Here is a 16,119-nt window from a genome sequence, read left to right on the forward strand (position 1 = left end):
ATAAATTGTAGAATACAAAGCAATATAGAAAGGATGTGGTATGATGTTTGTCGCAAGGAGAGAAAATGGAGGGAAGGTTCACCTTCTTGAAAGCCGAGATGAAAAGGAACTGCTTGCAATGCGAAAGAAAGAGCGCTTTTTTTGTCCGGTTTGCGGGCGGGAGGTACAACTCAAGTTAGGTAAGCAAAAGAGATGGCATTTTGCTCATAAGAAAGTAAATCAGTGCCTCGTTTCATCTGAGCCGGAATCTGCTTATCATATGCGCGGGAAGGAACAGTTATATAAATGGCTTAGGTCACAAGGGTTTCATGTGAAAATCGAACATTACCTCCCAGGGATTCGCCAAAGACCCGATCTTTTTATTGAAATGAAAGAGAGACAGATTGCAATTGAATATCAATGTGCCTCTTTATCCACGGAACAGTTATTAAAACGAACTTCTTCCTATTGGAAAGCAGGAATACAAATCATTTGGATATTAGGTAGAAATCAAATGAAAAAGCACTCTGCTTACTGGATTTCATTATCCTCGTTTCACTTTCTCTGCATACAATCTTATCCTCAGCCTTTCCTTCTCTTTTTTTGTCCAAATACAAAATCATTTATGAAATGCGAACTGCTTACGCCGTTTTCTACAAATGTTTATTTTTCACACATCACTCATTTTTCGGTGCGCACCGTTACTTTTGAGGAGCTCTTTTGCCAAGCAGTCATTACGAAAGAACGATTGGAGCGGGAGTGGCAAAAGAAAAAGATTTATTTTCGAACGAATGTCCTTCCAATTTGGAATTATAGTCATAAATCACTTTTACACCTTTTATATCAATATCATCTTTCACCTTCTTGTTTTCCATCTGAAATTGGTGTTCCTCTTCCATCTGCATTTGCGTTTCAAACACATCCTTTTATATGGCAAGCTCTTCTTTGTATAGATTTCATTGGTAAATTTAAAACTGGAGAATACTTTTCATTACATGCCGTTTTTTCCTATGTAAATAAAAGACGTAATATTCAGCGGCGTACGTTACCTTATTTTTCGCAAAATGTATGGAGGTTAGCGATTCTAGAATATATAACGTTTTTATGTAAAGCAGGAATGATTGAAATGGTGAATGTGCATAAGTACCGAAAAATCAGGCAATTTATGATACTGAAAACGGAAGAGGAGATACAAGAATATGATGCGATTTGTTTGTCGCATGCATTATCGTTATTCGAAACAAAGTACAACATGAGAGAAGGAAAAGCGGATATAATAAGAGAGTACATGGAAGGAATTACATAACAAGAATCGAATTGTACTAAATAGAGATTCGAAGGAGGGTTTATAATATGGCTGATCAAAAAACAGCAAAAGCATTGCCGGACCGTAGTGAGATTGAGGAAATGAACACATGGCGCTTGGAAGATATTTTCCAAACGGATGAAGAATGGGAAAAAGAATTTCAAGCAGTGAAAGAGTTATTGCCGAAGTTAGCTGAATTTAAAGGGAAACTAGGTGATTCTGCTGATTCATTATTAGCGGCTTTACAGTATGAAGATGAAGTTTCGATGAGATTAGAAAAATTATATACATATGCTCATATGCGTTACGATCAAGATACAACAAATTCTGTTTATCAAGCGTTAAATGATCGTGCAAGCAACTTATATTCTCAAGCTGCCAGCAGCACGGCGTATATCGTTCCTGAAATTTTAACAATTGCAGAAGAAAAGTTACAATCCTTCTTACAAGAAAACAAAGAATTAAGTGTATATGAACATGCTTTAGAAGAAATTACACGTCAGCGTCCACACGTACTATCAGAAGCTGAAGAAGCATTGTTAGCTGAAGCATCTGAAGTCCTGAGTGCATCAAGTAATACATTTGGTATGCTGAATAATGCGGACTTGAAATTCCCATCTATTAAAGATGAGAATGGTGAAGAAGTAGAAGTAACACATGGTCGTTATACTCAATTTTTAGAAAGTGATGATCCTCGTGTTCGTCATGATGCATTCCATGCAGTGTATGAAACGTATGGGAAATATAAAAATACATTTGCAAGTACACTTAGCGGTGCGGTGAAACGCAATAATTTTAATGCGCGCGTTCGTAAATATGATTCGGCACGCCAAGCAGCGTTAAGCAATAATAACATTCCTGAAACAGTATATGACCAGCTTGTTAAGACGGTAAATGACAACTTACATTTATTGCACCGATATATTGACATTCGTAAACGTGCATTAGGTCTTGATGAATTGCATATGTACGATTTATATACACCGCTTGTACCAGAAGTGAAAATGAATGTGAAATATGAAGAAGCACAAGACATTCTACTCAAGTCATTAAACGTCCTTGGGGATGAGTATGTTGAAATTTTGAAAGAAGCATATGAAAACCGCTGGGTAGACGTATATGAAAACAAAGGAAAACGAAGCGGTGCATATTCATCTGGTGCATATGGAACAAATCCGTATATTTTAATGAACTGGCACGATAATGTAAACAATTTATTTACACTTGCACATGAGTTTGGTCATTCTGTGCATAGCTACTATACAAGAAAAGTACAACCACATGTTTATGGTGACTATTCAATCTTCGTTGCAGAAGTTGCATCAACTTGTAACGAAGCACTTTTAAATGATTATTTACTAAAAACGACAGAAGATAAGAAAGAGCGTTTATATTTACTAAATTATTATTTAGAGGGATTCCGTGGAACTGTATTCCGTCAAACGATGTTTGCTGAATTCGAGCATATCATTCATAAAAAAGTGCAAGAAGGTCATGCAGTAACGCCAGATATGTTAACGGAAATTTACTATGATTTAAATAAAAAATACTTTGGCGATGCTTTAGTCATCGATAAAGAAATTGGTATAGAGTGGTCTCGTATTCCGCACTTCTATTACAACTATTATGTATATCAATATGCAACAGGATTTAGTGCGGCAACAGCTTTATCAAAACAAATTTTAGAAGAAGGGCAACCAGCTGTAGAGCGTTATATTAACGAATTCTTAAAAGCTGGAAGCTCTGATTATCCAATTGAAGTACTGAAAAAAGCAGGAGTAGACATGGCATCTCCAGAGCCTGTTAAAGAAGCACTTCAAGTATTTGAGGAAAAGTTAAATGAATTAGAAGCATTATTATTTGAAGGGAAATAATAATGAAAGAAGAAGGGCGAGAGGGAAATTCTCGCCTTCTTTCTTTTTAGCCTTGTTACATAATATTGTTGATTTCAGTAAAAAGTAAGGGAACTCCTATTGATGGAGTTCCCTTGTTTTGTTAAGCCCTCGATTATTAAATAGAAAAATCGGTCCAAGTATGTTAAACGATCGTGTTGATTATTTATCAATTTCATCTTAACTACGTTTTTTGAAAGAGTTTCAGTTGTTTCATGTAGTCAACAGCTTTTGTTTTATTCTTTTGTTTAGAAACATATTCTGCCTCGTTTTTATCTCTATAATAGTGATTAAATGTATCTTCACAAAGAGTACCGTCTGAAATGGCTTTTTTAACGGCACAGTGTGGCTCGCTTGTATGTGTGCAATCAGAAAATTTACATCCTCTGGATAAACCTGCTATATCTTCAAATCCAAAATCTAAGTTTTCTTTCGGGTCTATCATTTCAAATCCCATTCTACTAAAATTCAATCCCTCACCTACTTTTAATAATATCTAACAATTGAAATCTTATCTTGCTAGTTCTCTAAAAGAATTTAATTTTGTAAATTCTGATAATTAAAGTGTATCATACGTCATTTCCGTTGAGAACAGATAGTTTTCAAGCATCATTTTACTAACTGTTGTATCGTCATTTCGAGCTCTGATTTGTTCAAAGAACTCTTTCAGGACGTATTGATTTGCTATGCTTAACTTTCTAATTTCTTAGGTGATGTCCTTCAGTGTCATGCGAAACAAACCGCTCTCGTACTTTTTGTATGAAGAACAATCGTCTGTTACTTTCGAATATCAACAGAGAAATTTAACATAGCGTTCTTTTTAAAAACCTTTAAAACGCTTTCTATGATTGAAATAAGAGAGGCTAACGAAGATGATTGCAAACAAAAGCGGCAAGGCAATAATCTTTGGGAATGCTTGTAATAGTGAAAGGATGTACAGGAAAAAAGAAATACAAGTACAAAAAAGAAGAAAGAAGATATGTGTTTTTTTCATCAAATCCCTCCTAAAAAGTTTCTTTTTATAGCTTATTCAGTAATGAAAACGTTTAGAATGTGACAGAAGTGTGAAATTCGACAAAAAGGGTTGTCATCTGACGTCGAATCTTGTAATATAATAGATGTGAACGAATTCACATACAAACATATACCCCTTTGTTTGAACGTGAAAATTTCTCCCATCCCCTTTAATATTTTTATAAGCCGTAAAGAAAAAGACCTGGTGTTTACACCAGGTCTTTTTCTTTTGCAATCCATTTCCAATAACGCTCACATTTTACTTCAACCATTCGTACTTTTCTTTTTAATGACAATTTTTTGAGCTCGCGTTCTATTTCTTGCTCCGAGCAGTCATAGATAAATGCAATTTCTTTAGATGACATAAATTGAGCCATCTCTAGCAATGTCTCTAGTGGTGGTAACGGAGCAGGCTCGATATCAAATTTTACAAGTTCTTTTAAGAGTTGTACGTATACATTATATGAATAAATGCCCGCAATCTTAATGCCTTCCTCATCTGAATTTGCATGGAAGAATACAAGAGAAGGGATTTCGGTGATGTGCATTTCATTTGTGAACTTTAGATCACATTGGAATGCTTTTTTTGCACTAATTGAATGCAAATCTTTTTTAAATTCTTCTACATCAATACCGCTTTGCTCTGCGCAAGCAAGTAGTAATTCTAAATCTGGTTTTGATACATTTTCAAGAAAAATGTATTCTTGGAGTTTCCGCAAAAATTTCGAACCTGCTTTTCGGCCTTGTAACTCAGCTGCTTTAATTGCAATAGAAACTAAATACGGTGTAGATGAGGCATCTTGCATATGCACTTTTCCATCACATGAAAAGCCTTGCAAACTTGTTGTTTTTTCCCACACAAATCGAATATTAGCAGGTTTATTCCATTTGTGTGGGGAGGCGATTGCCCCTTCCACTTTGCCGGTTAATATGTGCCGAATCGAAAAATATGTTCCGTATTCGAGCCATAACTTAATAATAACTGGTTCAATGTCCCAGCAATCTTTGCAGAGCGGATCAATAAACAAATAGGCTTCTACAGATTTATGTTCGCACTTGGAAAGAGAAGGAATGCGTATATGCTTTGCTTCCTGTTTATCCATTACGCTTCACCTGTTTCGTTTGGAGTGTTGACCATATGCTGCGCAGTTAATGTTAAACGTTCAAAAACAAATTCTCGAATCTGCCCGTGTACTCCCGTATCTTCCATCGCTTGTTCCATACATGCTAACCAGGCTTTTGCTCGCTTTGGTGTAATCTCAAAAGGGAGATGGCGTGCTCTTAGCATAGGGTGACCATGTTCCTCTGTATACAAATTCGGTCCACCTAAATATTGCGTTAGAAATTGCTTCTGTTTCCTGGCTGTTTCTGTCAAATCGTCTGGGAAGATCGGAGATAAGTCAGGGTGTTTACTGACATAGGAATAAAACGTATCGACTAATGTTGCAATGGCTTGTTCACCGCCAATTGCTTCAAATGGTGTCATCGGTTGCTTGTTCATCCTGTATAAACTCCTTTTTCCATCAAATGTATATCTATTGTAGCAATGGATTGTCACGAAGAGCAACTAAACAGCTTTCGTACAATCTCTTGCTTAAAATAAAGTGAAACTTTAATCAGTTAGGGTCTTACTGACCGTAAGAGCCCGATTGGTGAGGGCTAACCATCAGTGAGAAAAACGTTCGCTCATGGAAGTTTCACTTTAGCGTGCTTCGTTTTGTTTTGCAAGAAAAAAGCGTTGCACTTTATTTTTTGTATGACGAACAGGTATATGATATTTGTTTAACAAATTGAGGAAAGCCGCTTTGCCCGCTGCTTCATTTTGTACTTCATACTCAAGTTCATAATCATCGTGATTGTAATAGAAACTATGATCAAATACAAGTGTGCCGCCTTCGAATGTAGTTTCTGCTCGCTTTGTTGTTAAGCTTCCCATATAAGCTAAAGTAGAAACAGGGATTTGAAGTTTATGTAATTGATCTAGCACAGGGCCCGTAATGAGCTGATTTGTTTCCATCATTTGCATTGCTTCCTGCTTTGTTACAGATTGATGAGTTTCTAGTAATCCAACTTTAGCGGGTTGTTTTAAAGTGAGTGTATACGCTCCACCTTTATAGCGAATACGAAGAGCAGAGCCCGCTGTTTTTAAAGAGAACTGAGGTGTTTCAAAATAATGATTCACTTGCTCTGCAAGTGATTGAATGGAAAAGGCGTTACATAATACTTGAAATTCTTCTTCTGTGACCATATTTTTAAATTCAATTTCAATTTCTTGTGTCATGGTTTAGGCTCCTTCTTAAAAATAATTCTTTAGACATTATCGCTTTTTCACAAATTTGGTTCAATGTTTTATTTGTTTGCGTCTATGTTATGATACAATAATAGTGTGAAGTAAGACAGGAAGTTGATATGGAGGAGTTAGAGCATGCAGAATAAAATTCAAGTTAAGAGCGTAGAAGAAAGAGAAAATGCTCTTATTTTTTGTGCGGAAAATACTGAAATACAAGTGGAGGAGTTAACAGCACGTAATCACGTACTTGTAGACTCAGATCATTTATCATTTTTATATATTTTAGAAAACGAATCATCTTTCATTTATGTAAGTATTCCGCATACATGCTGGGAAGCAATGCAAGATGCAATGAAGAATGATAAAACGATGTTTGTTCGCGTAAATAATACTGAAATTGAGTTAGAGCAATTGAAGGAAGAAGTAGAATATTTAATTGAAAATATTGAAGGTAATGCAAATTATGGGGAAGAGCTTGTAACGGCTGTAGAAAAAGTATTTTTATAAGCAAATGGATTGACTTTGGTGGTGGTTGAAATGAATCGTAATTGGGAAGAATTTTTAGCGCCATATCACCAGGCGGTGGCAGAGCTAAAAGTGAAATTAAAAGGAATGCGTTCTCAGTTTACAATGTTAACAGAACACTCTCCGATTGAATTCGTAACAGGTCGAGTGAAGTCGGTTGCAAGCATTATTGATAAGGCGGAAAAGCGAAATGTACCGCTTGACCGGCTCGGAGAAGAAATGCAGGACATTGCTGGTCTTCGGATGATGTGTCAATTTGTTGATGAGATTAAGCCTGTTGTTGAATATCTTCGAAAACGGAATGACTTTGAAATTGTGGAAGAACGAGATTATGTAACGCAAAAGAAAGAAAGTGGCTATCGTTCGTATCATGTTGTAATTAGTTATCCCGTTCAAACGATTTGCGGAGAGAAAAAAGTATTAGTTGAAATTCAAATTCGCACGCTAGCAATGAATTTTTGGGCAACAATTGAGCATTCTTTAAATTACAAATATAGTGGGCGTTTTCCAGAAGATATTAAAGTACGTCTTCAGCGTGCGGCAGAAGCTGCATTTTTATTAGATGAAGAAATGTCTTCGATTCGTCTTGAAATTCAAGAAGCACAAAAGATTTTTTCGCGCAAACAAGAAGCGAAAGAGTCCGAATCATAAACTAAAGGGTGTTGGGCGATGAAATTTGCAATTATGTCAAAGGGAGATCAATCATCAAACGCACTTGCAAGTACAATGACCAATTACTTGCAGGATTTTGGATTTACAATGGATGAAGCAAAGCCGGATATTGTCATTTCTGTTGGGGGAGATGGCACGCTCTTACATGCGTTTCATCGCTATTATAACCGATTAGATGAGACTGCATTTGTCGGTGTACATACAGGGCATTTAGGATTTTATGCCGATTGGTTGCCTACAGAGGTAGAAAAACTTGTTATCGCGATTGCTAAAACGCCGTTTCAAGTAGTGGAATACCCGCTTTTAGAAGTCATTATTCGCTATGTGAATGGCGGTAAAGAATCGCAATATTTAGCAATGAATGAAGCGACAGTGAAAAGCGCAGAAGGTACATTAGTAACAGAGGTAGAAATTCGCGGGGAATATTTTGAAACATTCCGCGGGGATGGTCTTTGTATCTCTACTCCTTCGGGAAGTACAGCGTACAATAAAGCGCTAGGCGGAGCGATTATTCATCCTTCTATTGAAGCGATTCAAATTGCAGAAATGGCTTCGATTAATAATCGTGTGTTCCGTACAGTTGGTTCACCGCTCGTTTTACCGAAGCATCATACATGTGTTCTAAAACCAACTGCAGGAATGAATTTACAAATTACAGTGGATCATTTAACGATGGTGCATCAAGATGTAAAGTCAATTCAATACCGCGTTGCAAACGAGAAGGTAAGATTTGTTCGTTTTCGTCCGTTCCCATTTTGGAAACGTGTCCGCGATTCGTTTGTTGCGGGTGAGTAGAGAGGATTTATGCATTTGAGAAGATTTACATTAAAATGGTGTATGACAGAAGCAGAGAAGGGAATGCTCATCCGGGAGTTTCTAAAAGTGAAAGGGATCTCTAAAGCTGCTTTGACAGATATAAAGTTCCAAGGCGGGGCAATTGAAGTTGACGGTAAGCATGCGACAGTGCGGCACGTATTACAGACTGGGGAAGAATTACAAGTGTTCTTTCCAGTTGAGGAGAGAAGCGAAGGAATGCTTGCTGAAAATATTCCTTTACACGTCCTATATGAGGATGAATCTGTACTGGTGATGAATAAAGAGCCATACATGTCTACGATTCCGTCTAGGGAACACCCAGCAGGAAGTGTCGCCAATGCGCTACTTTATCATTATAATAAGCAGAATCTCGCAAGTACAGTGCATATCGTAACGCGACTCGACCGTGATACGTCAGGACTTATGCTGATTGCAAAAAATCGTTTCATTCACCACCTTTTATCAAAACAGCATCAGCAAAAGCAAGTGAAACGAACTTACGAAGCAATCGTTCATGGAGAATTGATAGAAGCATCAGGAACGATTGATGCGCCAATTGGAAGAAAAGATGATAGTATTATTGAACGAATTGTATGTGAAGACGGCCAAAGGGCAGTTACGCATTTTCAAGTGCTAGAGAGATTTTCTGATAAGACGCGAGTTTCATTGCAGTTAGAAACAGGAAGAACGCATCAAATTCGTGTACATATGGCATATTTAGGCCATTCGCTATTAGGAGATGACTTGTATGGAGGGAGTAAGTCGCAGATAGGGCGACAAGCGCTCCATAGTACGAGTTTAACGTTCTATCATCCTATTTTAGAAAAACAGATGACATTTCATGCGGATGTGCCGGAAGATATGAAAGAATTATTGAAATAAGCTGCCTTGAGTATTGAAGTGACCGAAAAAAGTTAGACAGGTTATTTCATTAGGTAGCTTTTGGGGCATGGGCCTGGGTATTGTACCGGGCTCATGCCCTTTCGTTTTGTCTTAATTCTTTTATGGTATGTATGATTTACTTTGTGTCCGCGATTCGTAAGTTCATCACGAATATGACGATAAACATAAAGCCCTTCAAGTTCGTTATAAATGGCTTGAATTACCCCTTTTAGTTCTCCATCTGGATCAGGACGATCGAATTTTTTATCCAATAATAATACGTGCTTCGTGGAATACATATTCACTATATATTGTTTTTATAACGAACTCTACATGGAATATTATATTCATATTAAGTTATTAGGAACACCCAATGTTGTTTCACAACTGAAAGGAATTTGAAAAAAAACTGAAACTTTTCTCATTAAAATTCAATCTTACTTAAAAAATGAAAGAAAAGTGAAATTTTCCAAAAGAAATTCTTTGTTAAAATAAAAAGCATAAATAAAAAAAGTGTTGACATATGGAGAAGAATGTACTTTTCAAGATGTAGTGGGGGAAAAAATGAGATTAGAAAAACAATTAATAAAAAAGACATATTATGAAACATTCCTAATGGAGAATGAAACAAATCCACCTCTTCAAGTACTTGGAGAAGCATATTTAAACGAACAAAAAAATGAGATTTCCGATGGATCTTATATTCGTTTTGCACAGGGTGAATTTTATTATCACCATCAAGATTTTGAAACAGCTATTTTTAAATGGGAGAAAGTCAGTAATGAATTAGCGCCATGGGCACAAAAAAATATTGCGGATGCTTATTTCGAACTTGACCAATTATCAGTTGCTGAAAATGTTTATACCTCGATTACTACTGATAACAAAATACTTATGACTGAAATTGTACTGCAATTACTGTCTCTTTACATCGAGCAAAATAATCTTGATTCAGCTTTCGGTGTTATTAAAGAAGCGGTTTCTTTAAATCCCGATTATCCAAACGTCACAACAATTGCACGTTCCTTTTATGAAGAACAGCAGGATTTTGACAGTGCAGTAGAGCTTGCTGTGAATGAGTTAATTCGAACAGAATCTTTTCCATGGTTTGAGGTTCTAAAAGAATATATCGATAAAGGATTTACTAAAAATCTTTCACCAGACTATTTTTATCAAGTATTAGCTACATTAAATAATGTAGATCAAGTACAATTTACGCAAATTGTTTCATCGCTTTGGCACAGCTATAAAAATGAACAAAATTACTTATTATGGCTTAAAACAATAAATGAATTTTTATTACATATTGAAATACATTCGTCCAATAGATGGGACGAAATTTCTGCTCTTTACGAAGAAACGTACTTTGAATTAATTCAAGGTCAATATATGCTAAGACAATTACAGGATATCATTCCTAACTTTTTAACAAATTGGTTAAAGATAGCCAATCCGTCTCATTCTGTATTTCCATCTGCAGCAGTATTGGCATGGAATGAGAGTTTCCCTTCCAAAATAGATTCAGAAAATATAAAACATGCGGCAAGCCTACTGTCATATTCTATTAATCATGTGAATGGCTTAGAGCATAGTTTACATCTTTTTGAATCTATTACACAGTGGGCACAAAAACATGATTTAGAAATGGGTCATCGATTTAGATGGTTAGTTGGTGAGCTTGCAGATTTAAGAACAAATCGCCTTTTAGTAACTGGAACTTCAGGAAATGGAAAAGCTTCATTTATTAACTCTATACTAGGAGAAAATATATTAGAAAACTCAATCTCAAATGTAGTTGTCTTTAAAAATGACGCTCATACAGAAATTAACGCGATAACAGATGCAGCAATTACAACAACTGAGAATTTCTCGGATTTCTATAACATGATGTCCATGCATCGCCAAACATATAGAGATAGAGCATGTGTTGAATTTAAATTACCATGTAGATTTTTAGGTAAAAATAAACTTACATTCGTTGTTGCACCTAGCTTTAATAGGAACAACGACACTAGAGATGAGATACTCGAATATTTGAATTCTGTAGACGAATTATTATTCGTATTGAATGCGGATTCACCTTTTACTGATAAAGAACGTGACATTCTATTAAGTATCCAAGAACATATACCAAATCTACAAATTCATTTCTTATTAAATAAAATCGATAACATTTATAGTGAAGTAGAAGTGAATAGAGTTATACATGATACGCAAGCGAGAATAAACGCATATTTTCCGTATGCGAGAGTTTTCCCTTACTCTTCGTTATATACAAACAGTCAACAACTAAATGATTTAACTGAGTTTATTCATTTTAACTTTAACCATAAAAACATCGATGCAGAACGTACTGAAAAGCTATTGTTTTTCATTCGAAAAACAATTACATATCTTTTGGATAAACGCGTCGAGATGGAAAATGATCTAGTGGATTCTATTAATTGGAATGAAGATATGTTAGTTAAACTAAATGGTTGTATTAATAACCTTACTGCTTTTGAGAAGGAAAAAATTCATTTAATTACAGAATCATATCGTACAATGAAAAACGAAATTACGAATGATCTTACAGAACATATTCCGAAACTATTGCAGAGTTGTTCTGATTTAATTAGTGAAGAAAGCGATTTTGGGCACATTGATATTGAACTAAATACAGCGATGAACGAAAGAGTTCAAAAATATCTAGAACAAACTGTGTTACCTAATCTTGCTCGCTCTATGCAAAATTGGATTGAAACTTCTAATAACGAGTTCCTTCAAAGTCAATCGTACTTAGAAGAAATCAGTGAAGGACTTAATTCTTTATGTGGAGAAAATCGAATACAGTTAGAATGTGACTTTAAAGTGCTTGATGACTGGCGCAGAGATACTGATAGAATGACAACTAGAATACAAATGGAAGAAGTAAATATCTTACGCCGATTTACACCAGCACAATTTTTACTGAAAAGTGCCGGTAAATTATTTGGAGTTCTTCCTAAAAATAAAGCTATGCTATATAACAAATACAAACAGTATTTAGAAAATGAAGATTATACAGATGTAACGGCTTCTATTATGAACAAATTTTTCTTGCAATTTGAGCTGTTTGAAAACGCACTAGAGCGGGATATTAATATATTCTTTAGAAATCCATTTGGCTCGTTGAAACAAGCTGTAGAAAACACTCATTTAGAAATACAAGAAAAACAAGATACACTGCATAAAATGAAATCAAATCCTGAAGTTTATCATGATTCTATAACGCTCTTTGAATTGAGATTACGTCAATGTGAAGTAATCTTAAATATAGGTGAGGATAATTCCTATACAGATTTAACTTTAGAAACAAGCATAGAATAAACGTAAAGTAACTCCAAAATCTACAATTAAAGTTGATTTTGGAGTTGTTTTTTGTTTCCTTTTCTTTTTTTGGCATTCTGCATTTAGACGGTAAATCCTTTAAACGCGGCAAGACTTTATTATGTAATTGCACGGAATTTTTCTGATACAAACGGCATCGAAGAAGGAACTGAAACAGTTTCCATCTCTGGATAACGCAGTCCTGTTAATTTCCCGCCAAATACAGCACCTGTATCAATATTTACCGTATGATTTACAAAACGGGGTTCTGCGACAGGTGTATGTCCATATACAATCCACGCTTCCCCTTCATAATGCTTCGCCCAATCACGGCGGACAGGTGAACCATCGGGATGTTTTTCTCCTGTAATGTCACCGTATAATACGAAAGTTTGGACTTTCTTATCAGTCCTTCCAATATAATCTTGGCGAATACCAGCGTGACAGACAATGAGTTTACCGTTATCTAATACATGGTAGAGAGGAGATTGTTCATATAAATCAATAAACTTTTTCTGCACTATTTTTTGCTCACGAGTAGGTAATGCTTCATATTCAGCGACAGTTGTTTCTAAACCATGTGATACTTGTACTTTACGTCCAATAAAATAACGATACAGTTTGTTGCAATGATTCCCAGGAGCATAATAGGCTTCTTTTTTATTCATAACAAGCTCCCACACAATTTCAATCATGCGAAGGGATGCCGGGCCACGGTCAGTAATATCTCCGACAAAAGCAAGCTGTCTCTTCTCTGGATGGACAGGAAGACCGCTATCCCAGTTATAACCGAGCTGCGCTGTTAATGATTGAAACTCTTCTAAACAGCCGTGGATATCTCCGATAATGTCGTACTTCATATTGTAACCCCCATTTCGAGTTTTTCTTAGTATACCTAAAGTGGATATAGAAAAAACCATATCCAAGTGGATATGGTTAGTCAAACATAAATGTTTTCGTTCGCGATCGTACGTTCAGTATGAAGCCAATCGCAATCATATATGTTAGTAAGGAACTACCTCCATAACTCATAAGAGGAAGCGTAATCCCTGTAATCGGAAGTAATCCAATCGTCATCCCGATATTTTGGAATACTTGGAATGTAAACATCCCAATTGTTCCTGCACATAAATAGCTACCGAATGGATCATTACTTTCTAAAGCAATATGAATCATTCGATAAATAAGAAGGAAGAAAAGTGAAATAACAACACTTGCTCCTAAAAATCCGAATTGCTCGGCAATGTTTGTAAAAATAAAATCGGTATGCGGTTCCGGGAAATATACTTGACCATTTTCCCAACCCTTACCATGCAATTCACCTGATCCAGTTGCTAAAACAGATTGCCTCAACTGATATCCTTGTGTTTCGTATTCATATGGTGCTAGCCAGCCGTAAAAACGATCTAATTGATATTCTTTTAAAATATGTTCTTTAAAGAATGCTGTATGTTCAAAATAAATATACGTTAGCGTAGAAGCAGCTGCTACTACGATTCCAGCTAAGCCGAAAATAAAGCGCCAGCGTACACCTGAAACTAAAATCATTGCTGCAATCATTGCTGAAATAACCATTGTATTTCCTAAATCAGGTTCTTTCGCAATTAAAAGTAGCGGCGGTAAACTTGCGCCGAATATTTTCCCAAGTAAAATTAAATCCTCGCGTGGAGAGCGAAACGGATATTTTTCATTATGATTGACGATAATGCGGCCAATAACAATGATTAAAAATAATTTCATAATCTCGGAAGGCTGGAAGTTACCAAGACCTGGCACACTGTACCAAGCAGTAGCACCTTTAATTGTTACAGCTCCAGGGATTTTTAATTCAAGTCCAATAAGTAAAATCATCGCAAATCCATACAAATACCAAGCAATTTGCTTATATCGGTCAAAATCAATAACCATAATTGCAACAACTGCGATGGACCCAATGACATACCATTGAATTTGTTTTGCTACAAAGTTTACTTTTTGTAAGGCTGGTGGTAAAGATGGTTGAGCACTTGCAATGGCAAAACAACTAACAATTGCAATTGCGAGTACAATCAGGATCAATATGTAATCTATTCGATATTGGGAATTCTTGTCTTTCACCGTACGTAGTCCTTTCTATTACTCTTTGTGAAATGAAAAAAAGACGCTATTACCATATTAGCGGATTTTGAGTGGTTTGCAAATATGTTGTTTTGATTTTGATTGTGAGATGTTAGATTATATAAACATAAATAGAGATAAAACCTTTCTTTTTTAGATGGGAGAGAGGATCCGCCCGTGGATAGAAGCGGTCAGTGCCTATTTTAGCCCCATGCCATGTTTAAAATAAAGGAAGAAAATGAGTGCGGTTCCCCTTTTATCTTTCATATTCGCAATCTATATAGCAAGTACATGTAACATAAGAAAGATTGAAATTATATCATTGCAGGAAAGTGAAAGAGCAAAAGAGAAGTAAAGAACCAGTCATACTAATAATTTTGTTTTGCCTTATTTTGAATTTGTGATATGATATAAATATATTACCAGGTACTAATAACTGATGGTTATTTAATGAATTTAGGGGGATAAATAAATGAATCTTCTCAACTTAAAAGGAAAAAACATTATTGTAATGGGAGTTGCGAACCAACGAAGCATCGCTTGGGGAATTGCTCGTTCACTACATGAGGCAGGAGCAAATTTAATTTTTACATATGCAGGTGAGCGTCTAGAAAAGAACGTACGTGACCTAGCAGAATCATTAGAAGGACAACAATCACTTGTTTTACCATGTGATGTAACAAACGATGAAGATATTGCACGTTGCTTCCAATCGATTAAAGAAGAAGTTGGAGTTGTTCACGGATTAGCACACTGCATCGCATTTGCAAATCGTGATGACTTAAAAGGTGAATTCGTTGATACATCTCGCGACGGCTTCTTACTTGCACAAAACATTAGCTCATTCTCATTAACAGCAGTTGCAAGAGCGGCGAAGCCATTAATGACAGAAGGCGGCAGCATCGTTACATTAACATACCTTGGCGGAGAGCGCGTAGTATCAAACTACAACGTAATGGGTGTTGCAAAAGCATCACTAGACGCGAGTGTAAGATACTTAGCAAACGATCTAGGACAACACAACATTCGCGTAAACTCTGTATCAGCAGGTCCAATCCGTACGCTATCAGCAAAAGGTGTTGGCGACTTCAACAGCATCTTAAAACAAATCGAAGAACGCGCACCACTTCGTCGTAACGTAACACAAGAAGAAGTAGGTAACACAGCGTTATTCTTATTCAGTGATCTAGCAACTGGAGTTACTGGTGAGAACATTCATGTGGATTCTGGGTATCATATTTTAGGGTAATGAAGAATTAGAGTTGAAATTAGATGTAATATTTTAGGTGGAAATGCAC

General features: G+C 36.0%; 14 protein-coding genes and 1 pseudogene. 8 read left to right on the top strand and 7 right to left on the bottom strand.

All coding sequences use genetic code 11. The features are described from left to right. The first annotated feature begins 43 nt into the window (after nt 1-43). Both CN288_RS18225 and pepF read left to right on the top strand, forming a co-directional pair. On the top strand, nt 44-1,285 hold the full coding sequence (locus CN288_RS18225; protein WP_098302785.1) for a competence protein CoiA: 1,242 nt from the start codon (nt 44-46) through the stop codon (nt 1,283-1,285). A gap of 47 nt (nt 1,286-1,332) precedes the next feature. Continuing rightward, complete coding sequence (pepF, locus tag CN288_RS18230; RefSeq protein ID WP_026590441.1) at nt 1,333-3,159, top strand: oligoendopeptidase F; 1,827 nt, start codon at nt 1,333-1,335, stop codon at nt 3,157-3,159. A 202-nt stretch (nt 3,160-3,361) separates the two neighbouring features. On the opposite strand, the gene CN288_RS18235 is transcribed toward pepF, so the two are convergent. From CN288_RS18235 to CN288_RS18255, 4 genes are all read right to left on the bottom strand, one after another. Next, on the bottom strand, nt 3,362-3,634 hold the full coding sequence (locus tag CN288_RS18235) for a hypothetical protein (RefSeq protein ID WP_098302786.1): 273 nt from the start codon (nt 3,632-3,634) through the stop codon (nt 3,362-3,364). 766 nt (nt 3,635-4,400) lie between these two features. Next, nucleotides 4,401-5,294 carry a ClpXP adapter SpxH family protein gene (locus CN288_RS18245; RefSeq protein WP_026590439.1) on the bottom strand — a complete coding sequence of 298 codons (894 nt, stop codon included), beginning with the start codon at nt 5,292-5,294 and terminating at the stop codon, nt 4,401-4,403. Then, nucleotides 5,294-5,692, bottom strand: a complete 399-nt coding sequence (locus CN288_RS18250) for a globin domain-containing protein (RefSeq protein ID WP_026590438.1) — start codon at nt 5,690-5,692, stop codon at nt 5,294-5,296. Before CN288_RS18250 ends, CN288_RS18245 begins: the two co-directional genes overlap by 1 nt. A 201-nt stretch (nt 5,693-5,893) precedes the next feature. Continuing rightward, nucleotides 5,894-6,472, bottom strand: a complete 579-nt coding sequence (locus CN288_RS18255) for a CYTH domain-containing protein (RefSeq protein ID WP_098302787.1) — start codon at nt 6,470-6,472, stop codon at nt 5,894-5,896. Between the two features lie 144 nt (nt 6,473-6,616). Between CN288_RS18255 and CN288_RS18260 the strand changes: the two genes are divergently transcribed. Genes CN288_RS18260 through CN288_RS18275 form a run of 4 tightly spaced genes read left to right on the top strand, consistent with a single transcriptional unit; the run spans nt 6,617 to nt 9,376 of the window. After that, the gene (locus CN288_RS18260; protein WP_026590436.1) at nt 6,617-6,988 is read left to right on the top strand and encodes a hypothetical protein; all 372 of its coding nucleotides are present in this window, start codon (nt 6,617-6,619) and stop codon (nt 6,986-6,988) included. Nucleotides 6,989-7,018: 30 nt separating this feature from the next. Further along, nucleotides 7,019-7,657, top strand: a complete 639-nt coding sequence (locus tag CN288_RS18265) for a GTP pyrophosphokinase (protein ID WP_026590435.1) — start codon at nt 7,019-7,021, stop codon at nt 7,655-7,657. 18 nt (nt 7,658-7,675) lie between these two features. After that, entirely contained in the window at nt 7,676-8,473 is a 798-nt protein-coding gene (locus CN288_RS18270) for an NAD kinase (RefSeq protein ID WP_026590434.1), read from the top strand. A 15-nt stretch (nt 8,474-8,488) separates the two neighbouring features. Beyond that, nucleotides 8,489-9,376 carry an RluA family pseudouridine synthase gene (locus tag CN288_RS18275; protein WP_098302814.1) on the top strand — a complete coding sequence of 296 codons (888 nt, stop codon included), beginning with the start codon at nt 8,489-8,491 and terminating at the stop codon, nt 9,374-9,376. A gap of 131 nt (nt 9,377-9,507) precedes the next feature. On the opposite strand, the pseudogene CN288_RS18280 reads toward CN288_RS18275, so the two are convergent. Continuing rightward, a pseudogene (locus tag CN288_RS18280) lies at nt 9,508-9,671 on the bottom strand (IS3 family transposase); the annotation flags it as partial. 269 nt (nt 9,672-9,940) lie between these two features. On the opposite strand from CN288_RS18280, the gene CN288_RS18285 reads away from it, so the two are divergent. Continuing rightward, nucleotides 9,941-12,724 carry a dynamin family protein gene (locus CN288_RS18285; RefSeq protein ID WP_098302788.1) on the top strand — a complete coding sequence of 928 codons (2,784 nt, stop codon included), beginning with the start codon at nt 9,941-9,943 and terminating at the stop codon, nt 12,722-12,724. A 119-nt stretch (nt 12,725-12,843) separates the two neighbouring features. Here CN288_RS18285 and prpE read toward each other — a convergent pair whose 3' ends face one another. Next, nucleotides 12,844-13,584: a bis(5'-nucleosyl)-tetraphosphatase PrpE gene (gene prpE, locus CN288_RS18290; RefSeq protein ID WP_098302789.1), complete on the bottom strand. Its 741-nt coding sequence runs from the start codon at nt 13,582-13,584 to the stop codon at nt 12,844-12,846. 76 nt (nt 13,585-13,660) lie between these two features. Then, complete coding sequence (locus CN288_RS18295) at nt 13,661-14,821, bottom strand: FtsW/RodA/SpoVE family cell cycle protein (RefSeq protein WP_098302790.1); 1,161 nt, start codon at nt 14,819-14,821, stop codon at nt 13,661-13,663. 472 nt (nt 14,822-15,293) lie between these two features. Here CN288_RS18295 and fabI point away from each other — a divergent pair, with 472 nt between their 5' ends. Then, complete coding sequence (gene fabI / locus CN288_RS18300; protein ID WP_026590428.1) at nt 15,294-16,070, top strand: enoyl-ACP reductase FabI; 777 nt, start codon at nt 15,294-15,296, stop codon at nt 16,068-16,070. Nucleotides 16,071-16,119 lie beyond the last annotated feature (49 nt).

Source organism: Bacillus sp. AFS023182 (assembly GCF_002560575.1).
Lineage (GTDB): Bacteria > Bacillota > Bacilli > Bacillales > Bacillaceae_G > Bacillus_A > Bacillus_A arachidis.

Excerpts from the sequence above, each read along its gene's own strand:
- CN288_RS18235 (WP_098302786.1), bottom strand. The coding sequence starts at position 3,634 with ATGGGATTTGAAATGATAGACCCGAAAGAAAACTTAGATTTTGGATTT.
- CN288_RS18270 (WP_026590434.1), top strand. The coding sequence starts at position 7,676 with ATGAAATTTGCAATTATGTCAAAGGGAGATCAATCATCAAACGCACTT.
- CN288_RS18225 (WP_098302785.1), top strand. The coding sequence starts at position 44 with ATGTTTGTCGCAAGGAGAGAAAATGGAGGGAAGGTTCACCTTCTTGAA.
- CN288_RS18255 (WP_098302787.1), bottom strand. The coding sequence starts at position 6,472 with ATGACACAAGAAATTGAAATTGAATTTAAAAATATGGTCACAGAAGAA.
- CN288_RS18250 (WP_026590438.1), bottom strand. The coding sequence starts at position 5,692 with ATGAACAAGCAACCGATGACACCATTTGAAGCAATTGGCGGTGAACAA.
- CN288_RS18260 (WP_026590436.1), top strand. The coding sequence starts at position 6,617 with ATGCAGAATAAAATTCAAGTTAAGAGCGTAGAAGAAAGAGAAAATGCT.
- CN288_RS18245 (WP_026590439.1), bottom strand. The coding sequence starts at position 5,294 with ATGGATAAACAGGAAGCAAAGCATATACGCATTCCTTCTCTTTCCAAG.
- CN288_RS18265 (WP_026590435.1), top strand. The coding sequence starts at position 7,019 with ATGAATCGTAATTGGGAAGAATTTTTAGCGCCATATCACCAGGCGGTG.
- prpE (WP_098302789.1), bottom strand. The coding sequence starts at position 13,584 with ATGAAGTACGACATTATCGGAGATATCCACGGCTGTTTAGAAGAGTTT.
- pepF (WP_026590441.1), top strand. The coding sequence starts at position 1,333 with ATGGCTGATCAAAAAACAGCAAAAGCATTGCCGGACCGTAGTGAGATT.
- CN288_RS18285 (WP_098302788.1), top strand. The coding sequence starts at position 9,941 with ATGAGATTAGAAAAACAATTAATAAAAAAGACATATTATGAAACATTC.
- fabI (WP_026590428.1), top strand. The coding sequence starts at position 15,294 with ATGAATCTTCTCAACTTAAAAGGAAAAAACATTATTGTAATGGGAGTT.